The sequence below is a fragment of the Kitasatospora sp. GP82 genome, from assembly GCF_029892105.1.
GTDB lineage: Bacteria > Actinomycetota > Actinomycetes > Streptomycetales > Streptomycetaceae > Kitasatospora.
The window spans coordinates 40,912-47,937 of sequence record NZ_JARZAJ010000032.1 but is presented as its reverse complement, the minus strand read 5'-3'; the positions used below and the strand labels follow the sequence as shown (position 1 = coordinate 47,937).

The 7,026-nt window shown below is 69.6% G+C and carries 6 protein-coding genes and 1 pseudogene; 5 read left to right on the top strand and 2 right to left on the bottom strand.

The window, feature by feature from the left end; all coding sequences use genetic code 11:
• Positions 1 to 277 precede the first annotated feature (277 nt).
• Positions 278 to 598: a hypothetical protein gene (locus P3T39_RS27440; RefSeq protein ID WP_280701642.1), complete on the top strand. Its 321-nt coding sequence runs from the start codon at positions 278 to 280 to the stop codon at positions 596 to 598.
• Positions 599 to 754: 156 nt separating this feature from the next.
• On the opposite strand, the gene P3T39_RS27435 is transcribed toward P3T39_RS27440, so the two are convergent.
• Together P3T39_RS27435 and lysA are read right to left on the bottom strand one after the other, a co-directional pair.
• Positions 755 to 1,792, bottom strand: coding sequence for a GDP-mannose 4,6-dehydratase (locus tag P3T39_RS27435; protein WP_280701641.1), 1,038 nt, complete (start codon positions 1,790 to 1,792; stop codon positions 755 to 757).
• A 424-nt stretch (positions 1,793 to 2,216) separates the two neighbouring features.
• A complete protein-coding gene (gene lysA / locus P3T39_RS27430; RefSeq protein ID WP_280701640.1) occupies positions 2,217 to 3,566 on the bottom strand; it encodes a diaminopimelate decarboxylase in 1,350 nt (449 codons plus the stop codon).
• 332 nt (positions 3,567 to 3,898) lie between these two features.
• Between lysA and P3T39_RS27425 the strand changes: the two genes are divergently transcribed.
• The 4 genes and pseudogenes from P3T39_RS27425 to P3T39_RS27410 all read left to right on the top strand — a co-directional run bounded on the left by P3T39_RS27425 (position 3,899) and on the right by P3T39_RS27410 (position 6,666).
• Entirely contained in the window at positions 3,899 to 4,330 is a 432-nt protein-coding gene (locus P3T39_RS27425; protein ID WP_280701639.1) for a hypothetical protein, read from the top strand.
• A gap of 187 nt (positions 4,331 to 4,517) precedes the next feature.
• A pseudogene (locus P3T39_RS27420) lies at positions 4,518 to 4,658 on the top strand (hydrolase); the annotation flags it as partial.
• A 546-nt stretch (positions 4,659 to 5,204) separates the two neighbouring features.
• Positions 5,205 to 5,501 (top strand): hypothetical protein, encoded by a 297-nt coding sequence (locus P3T39_RS27415; RefSeq protein WP_280701648.1) that lies wholly within the window; start codon positions 5,205 to 5,207, stop codon positions 5,499 to 5,501.
• 34 nt (positions 5,502 to 5,535) lie between these two features.
• The gene (locus tag P3T39_RS27410) at positions 5,536 to 6,666 is read left to right on the top strand and encodes a methyltransferase domain-containing protein (protein ID WP_280701638.1); all 1,131 of its coding nucleotides are present in this window, start codon (positions 5,536 to 5,538) and stop codon (positions 6,664 to 6,666) included.
• Positions 6,667 to 7,026 lie beyond the last annotated feature (360 nt).

The following is a 7,026-nucleotide window of genomic DNA, read 5'->3' as shown; positions in this document are numbered from 1 at the left end:
ATCAACTCAACCCATCTGGAGGACCGGCGGACTGCAGGGGGGATTCGATGTGGACATCCGGCGTGGACCCACACGCACAGCGCTCGCATTCCCGCATACCAGCGCACAGTGTCGGGTCCATCCGGCCAGGAAAATCACTAGTGTCGGCGGTTGCGGGCCGCGGCGAAGAACACGCCAGGACTAGGGATTTGCCGGGCGCGGCCGGAAGACGATCGCAGGACTCGCGAGACCCGGGGTGCCGGGACCACCCGACCACCGACATCCGACGAGGAGTCCCATGCCCGAAACCGTGCAGAACGTCGACGCGTCGAGACTTCGGCCGGCCGTGTCCGCGACCGTTGCGGACGGGGTCGGCGAGCTCGACCGACTCGACGAACAGCTCATCGCCCAGCTGGTCCTGCGGGTGCACTGCGCCCGGGACCAGCAGCTCAGCCGCCGCGCGGCGGGCCTTCCGGCCACCACGCTCGCCGAGGAGACCGCGATGATGCGGCAGTACGCCACCCGCCTGGGGCAACCCGGCGTCGGGATCGCCCTGGCGATCCTCGCCCTGTCACGGTCCGCCGCCCACGCCACGGGCAGCGCCGAGGTACCGCTCTAGGACTCTCCGTCCGAGTTTCTCCCAGGACCTCGGCCATGCACCCCCGGACGGTTGCATGGCCACCGTTTGCGGAGCAGACCCACCGGACAAGCCCTGCGGGTCCCCGGCCTTCGGACCGGGGACCCGCAGGGCTTTCGAGTGTGGCCGCCCAGGCGCCTACCAGCGTGTGCCGGAGAGCGCCGCGCCGTAGTCACGCACCAGACGGGCCTCGCTGAGGTCGGACTCCACCATCATCCGGATCAGCTCGGCGAAGTCCACCTTCGGCTCCCAGCCGAGCTCCTGACGGGCGTTGACGGAGTCGGCGCACAGCGTCTCCACCTCGGCCGGCCTGACCAGCCGGGGGTCGACGACGACGTGGTCCTCCCAGTTCAGTCCTACGCACTCGAAGGCGATCCGGGCCGCGTCGCGCACCGAGTGCATCCGCCCGGTGCCCACCACGTAGTCGCCCGGCCTGTCCTGCTGGAGCATCAGGTGCATCGCGCGGACGTAGTCCCCGGCGAAGCCCCAGTCGCGCACGGCATCGAGGTTGCCCAGGCTGAGCTTCTCCTTGAGGCCGAGCTTGATCTGCGCGACCGCCAGCGAGATCTTCCTGGTCACGAACTCCGGTCCGCGCCGTGGAGACTCATGGTTGAACAGGATCCCCGAGACACCGTACATCCCGTAGGACTCACGGTAGTTGCGGGTGATGTAGTGCCCGTAGGCCTTGGCCACGCCGTACGGGCTGCGCGGGTGGAACGAGGTCGACTCGCTCTGCGGACTCTCCACCACCTTGCCGAACATCTCGGAGGAGGAGGCCTGGTAGAAGCGGATGTGCCCGGAGCCGTCACCTCCGCCGGACGGCTTGTTCAGCCCGCTCACCATCCGGATCGCCTCCAGCACCCGGAGCACCCCGGTGCCGTTGACCTCGGTGACGAGCTCGGGCTGCTGCCAGGACATCGGGACGAAGGAGATCGCTCCGAGGTTGTAGACCTCGTCCGGCTGGACGGCGTCCACGGCCGAGACCAGGCTGCCCTGGTCCATCAGGTCGCCGTCCATGAACTCCAGGTCGGGTATCAGCCGGGCGATGCGGTCCTTGCGCGGGTTCGCCTGCCCCCTGCTCAGCCCCCAGACCCGGTAGCCAAGGGAGATCAAATGCTCCGCCAGATAGGACCCGTCCTGACCGGTGACCCCGGTGATCAACGCACGCTTGGACATCCATTCCCCTCTCACGCCACGGAAAAGACCCGTCGAACAGTCAAAGTTCAGTTCGCACCGCGGGGTTGGAGTCCGCGATCCCGGACGTGCCTCGCAGGCCGTTCTCGGCAGCACCAGCGAAGCACAGACAAGCTAAGGAATTTTCGAGACTTCGCCGCCGACAGGGGCGGGACCACCGGGCCCGGTTGCGGTTTCTAGGGGTTCCCCCAGTGCCGGGGGGAGTTCGATCCCAAGCGTGTGGACATGACGCACGTGCTCGGAGGCTCCGCCAGTAGGCGCCCACCGGAGCCAGTTGCACCGTCCAGGGTGCGCGAGGCTCTGGGATGCCCCGTTCTGATGGGTTACCTACCGGCAGACGCTCTCAGACCCTCCGGAGGTCCGGCTCCGCCGTCGCGGCTCGCTGTCCGCCCGCCTCACCGGCGGGTCATCGCCCGACCTCACGAGCACGGAAGTCCTCGACCGTCTCCCGCCGGATCAGCAGCCGGGCGCGCCCGTCGCGGACCGCGACCACGGCGGGCCGGCCGACCAGGTTGTAGCCGGAGGCCATCGACAGCTGGTACGCCCCGGCGGCCGGGACGGCCAGCAGGTCACCCGCCCGCAGACCGGCGGGCAGCATCGCGTCGTGGACCAGCACATCGCCGGCCTCGCAGTGCCTGCCGACGACGTCGGTACGGGTCGGCGCGGTGCCGGAGCCCCTGCCGACCAGGCGCACGGTGTACCCGGAGCCGTACAGCGCGGGGCGCGGGTTGTCGCTCATGCCGCCGTCGACGGCAGCGTAGACCCGGCCGTCGGCCGTGTGCTTGACCGACAGCACCCGGTAGACGGCCACTCCGGCCGGTGCGGCGATCGCGCGGCCGGGCTCGACCACCAGGCGGGGCAGGGCGAGGCCGTACTCGGCGCACCGTGCGAGAAGCCGCTCGGTCACCCTGGCGGCGAAGTCGGCCGGTTCGAGTTCCTGGTCCCCGGGGAGGTAGCGCACTCCGTGGCCGCCGCCGAGGTCCAGTTCGGGGAGTTCGACGCCGTGCCGGTCACGGATCCCGGCGAGCAGCCCGACCAGGCGGTCCAGGGCGGCGAGATAGGGCTCGACCTCGGTGATCTGGGAACCCAGGTGGCAGTGCAGGCCGACGAGTCGCAGGCTCGGCTGGACGAGGACGCGCTCGATCGCCTCGGCCGCGTCGCCACCCTCGATCCGGAAGCCGAACTTCTGGCCGTCGACCCCGGTCCGTACCGCCGCGTGGTGCCCGGCGGCGACACCCGGCAGCACCCTCACCAGCACCCGCTGCGGGACGTCCGCGATGGCGAGCGCGGCCAGCCGGGGAATCTCGGCGAGGCCGTCGATGACGATCCGGTCGACCCGCAGCCGCCGCGCGAGCCGCAGTTCCTCCGGAGTCTTGGCATTGCCGTGCAGCAGCATGCGCTGCGGCGGGAAACCGGCTGCGGCGGCCAGCCTCAGCTCCCCGGCCGAGCAGACGTCCAGCCCGAGCCCCTCCTCGGCGACCCAGTCGGCCATCGCGCTGCACAGGAACGCCTTGGCCGCGTAGAGGACTTCGGCCTGCGGCAGCGCTTCGCGGTAGGCCCGGCAGCGGGCCCGGACCTCGGCCTCGTCCAGGACGTACAGCGGAGTCCCGAACCGGTCGGCGGCCTCGGCCAACCCCACACCACCGACCAGCAGTTCCCCACCGGAGACGGATCGGGCGGAGGCGGGCCAGGGACTGCCCAGCGGGCTGCCTTCGGGCGAGTGGCCGGTGATCGGGCGTGCGGAGACCGTGGTCATGAGATTGCGCTCCTCGTCATGAGTGGCAGCCGGCAGGGGCAGACCCGGCGCAGCACCAGCCCCCGAGCTGCCCCGGCTCCTTCGGAACCTCTCCGACGGCGGACCGGACAACACTCACCGTCCGGGCTTCCTGACGACGCGTTGACACCACCGGCGCGATCCCTGACACGGCCTTGACAGCACGCCCTCCCAAACACCCCAATGTATCAATTCATCTCAAAGAGCGAACCAATGGCGTTTCCGCCACATCTGGTGACATATCAGCGATTGGATCGAGCCGCCAGTAGATCGACGGCGCCGCGCGGCGCCGCACATCAGAAGTGGAGTCGGCCATGGCACCCGTACCGAACGGCGTTTATGCGATTTCCCGTCCCCATGAGCAGCTTCTCAGCCTGCTGGAGCCGAAGGAACCTGTGTTCATCCTTCCGCCCACCGGCAACCCCGGTGAGCAGGAGTGGCAGGTGGAGGGGCTCGACAACGGCAACGTCACGATCCGCAACCTCAAGCACCAGACGTTCCTGGGCTACGACGGCGAGCCGGAGGTGAACAAGACGATCACCGGGCGGCGCGAGCCCCGCGAGTGGGCCCTCTACCAGAGCGCCGAGCCTTTCACCTTCCACATCGTCGTCCCCGGCGGCCCCATCGACGGCCACGAACTCGCCCTGGACTTCAGCCTGCTGAAGATCTTCCCGCCCCGGGTCGCCCTGCGCCCCCTCGACGTCAGTGACCAGCGCCAGGCGTGGCGCCTTCAGTTCCACGAGTAAATCCGAGTACAGCGGCTGGACCGACCGCGGCTCCGCGTTACTTGTCGTGGTAGCACCACCGGCCGGTAGGGGGTAGCCACGCTGTTGGGCGGTGCACGACTGCGAAACCCTGGCAGGAAGCGGCAGAACCGTTCTGCCGCTTCCTGCCAAAGGGAGTTTCTCCGTGCACACGTTCGACGGCGTTCCCATGGACAGGGTCGACTGGGCGGGCACCCTCACCCACGCGCACGAGGGTGCGCCCGTGGACCGACGCGGTGGTCCCCTCCCGGTGGTGCTCTACTCGCCCGGTGCCGGCGATCCCCGCTCGCTGGGGAGCACCCTCTGCGACGACCTGGCCTCGCGCGGATACCTCGTGGTGACCATCGACCACACCTACGAGGCACCCGCGGTGCAGTTCCCCGGTGGCCGGGTGGAGCGCAGCCGCATGGACGAGGAGATCGCCAGGGTTCTCCAGGAGCCGGATCCGCAGAAGCGAGCGGAGAAGATGACCGCGCTGATGCAGAAGCTCGTCGCGGTGCGGGTGGCCGACACCCGCCTCTGCCGCAGATCGCCCGGCAGCTGGACCTGCCGCCGACCGCGGTCACCAAGGCCCTCGGAACGATCACGCCCGACCGCGCCGTCGCCGCGCAGCGGGCGTACACGACCGCGTTCTTCGACCGCCGGCTGCGCAACGCGGACAACCACCTGCTCGACCGGCCCTCCCCCGCCTTTCCCGAGGTGCGGTTCGTGGGGTGAGGGGGGAGCAGCGCGGTCCACGGGTCGTTGGTACGTCCGGGTGGTGGCCGTCCAGCGGTGGCGGGATGCTGAATGTCGGGGTAGTGAACGGCGGGGTGCTGAACACCCGTCTCCGTCTGCACCGAAGAAGGTGACCACGATGACATTTCTCCAGCTCATCGAGTACGAGACCACCCAGAAGGCCCGGGTGGACCATCTGATGGACGAGTGGCTGGAAGCCACCGAGGGCAAGCGCACCGCTACTCACGAGATGCTCGGCCAGGACCGCGACAAGCCGTCGCACTTCGTGAACATCGTCGAGTTCCCCACCTACGAGAAGGCCATGGACAACAGCAGCCTCCCGGAGACCCAGCACATCGCCGAGGAGCTGCGCGGCCTCTGCGTCGGCGAGCCGCGCTTCGTGAACCTGGACATCGTCCGCGACGAGCGGTGGTAGCTGCCGTCGGCGGGCGGGCGAAGGGAGTTCTCCCATGGCTGTGGACCTGGGCGCGCTCGACGGGGACGCGCTCGACGAACTGATGGGGAAGGTGGTGACAGACCTCGGGGCGATCGCGCTGGCACCGCTCCTGTCGATCGGGGAGCGACTGGGGCTGTTCCGGGCGCTGGCTGACGGCGAGGCTGTCACCCCGGCCGAACTCGGCGAGCGGACCGCGACGGTCGAGCGCAATGTCCGCGAGTGGCTGGCGGCGATGGCCGCCAGCGGCTACGTGACGTACGTCGGCGAAGGGCGCTACCGGCTCTCGCCCGAGCAGGTCGCGGTCTTCACGGACGAGGACAGCCCGGTCTTCGTCCTGGGCGGATTCCAGGCCTTCGCCGCCGCGGCCCGTCCGGAGACCCGTGACCGGCTCGAACGTGCCTTCCTGGACGGTCACGGGGTGGCCTGGCACGAGCACCACCGGGACCTGTTCGCGGGCACGGCCCGGTTCTTCCGTCCCGGCTATGCGCTGCACCTGGTGGCCGAGTGGTTGCCTGCCCTGGACGGTGTGGTGGACAGGCTCCGGGTCGGGGCGAACGTCGCCGACGTCGGGTGCGGTCTCGGCCATTCAACCCTGCTGATGGCGAAGGCGTTCCCCGGCTCCCGTTTCAGCGGCTTCGACTATCACGCACCGTCGATCGACGCAGCCCGCGAGCTGGCGGCCGAGAGCGGTGCGGGTGAGAGCGGTGCGGGTGAGAGCGGTGCGGGTGAGAGCGGCGAGGGCGCACGGGTGACGTTCGAGGTCGCGGGCGGCAAGGATTTCGGCGGCGGTCCGTACGACCTGGTGGCCTACTTCGACTGCCTGCACGACATGGGCGACCCGGTCGGCGTGCTGGCACACACCCGCGAGCAACTGGCACCGGACGGCACCGTGATGCTGGTCGAACCGTTCTCCCACGACGACGTCTCGCAGAACCTCAACCCGCTCGGCCGGGCCTTCTACTCGGCTTCCTCACTGATCTGTGTCCCCGCCTCGCAGTCCCAGGAGGTGGGGCGGGCACTCGGAGCGCAGGCCGGAGAGCAGCGGATCCACGAGGTTGCGACGGAGGCCGGCTTCGGGCGGTTCCGGCGGGCGGCCGAGACACCCTTCAACATCATTTACGAGGTGGGGAACCGAGCCGGGTGATCACCGGCAGCGCCGTCCGGCCGGCGACCAGCCGCCCGTCGTCGGCCGGGCGAGGAGCAGCATCGCGTCGTGATCGGGGGTCCCGGGTTCGGCCTTGCGGCGAACACCGACGCCCTGCTCCTCCCGACAAGGCCCGGATCAACAGAATTGACGATACGTCAGATCTGCACTCGGAAAATCGGTGGCGTCCCACCTCGCGGCGCGGGCAGGATGATCCGCATGTTCCAGTACGCCATCGCCGAGTTCCCCGCAGTCGCGGGTGCGATGGCTGCTGCTCCGGCAGTCGCAGCCGCATTCGACGGCGCACGAAGCTGACCTTCCCCGGGACGTCCCGGACCTCAGACGGGGAAGGTCGGCCCG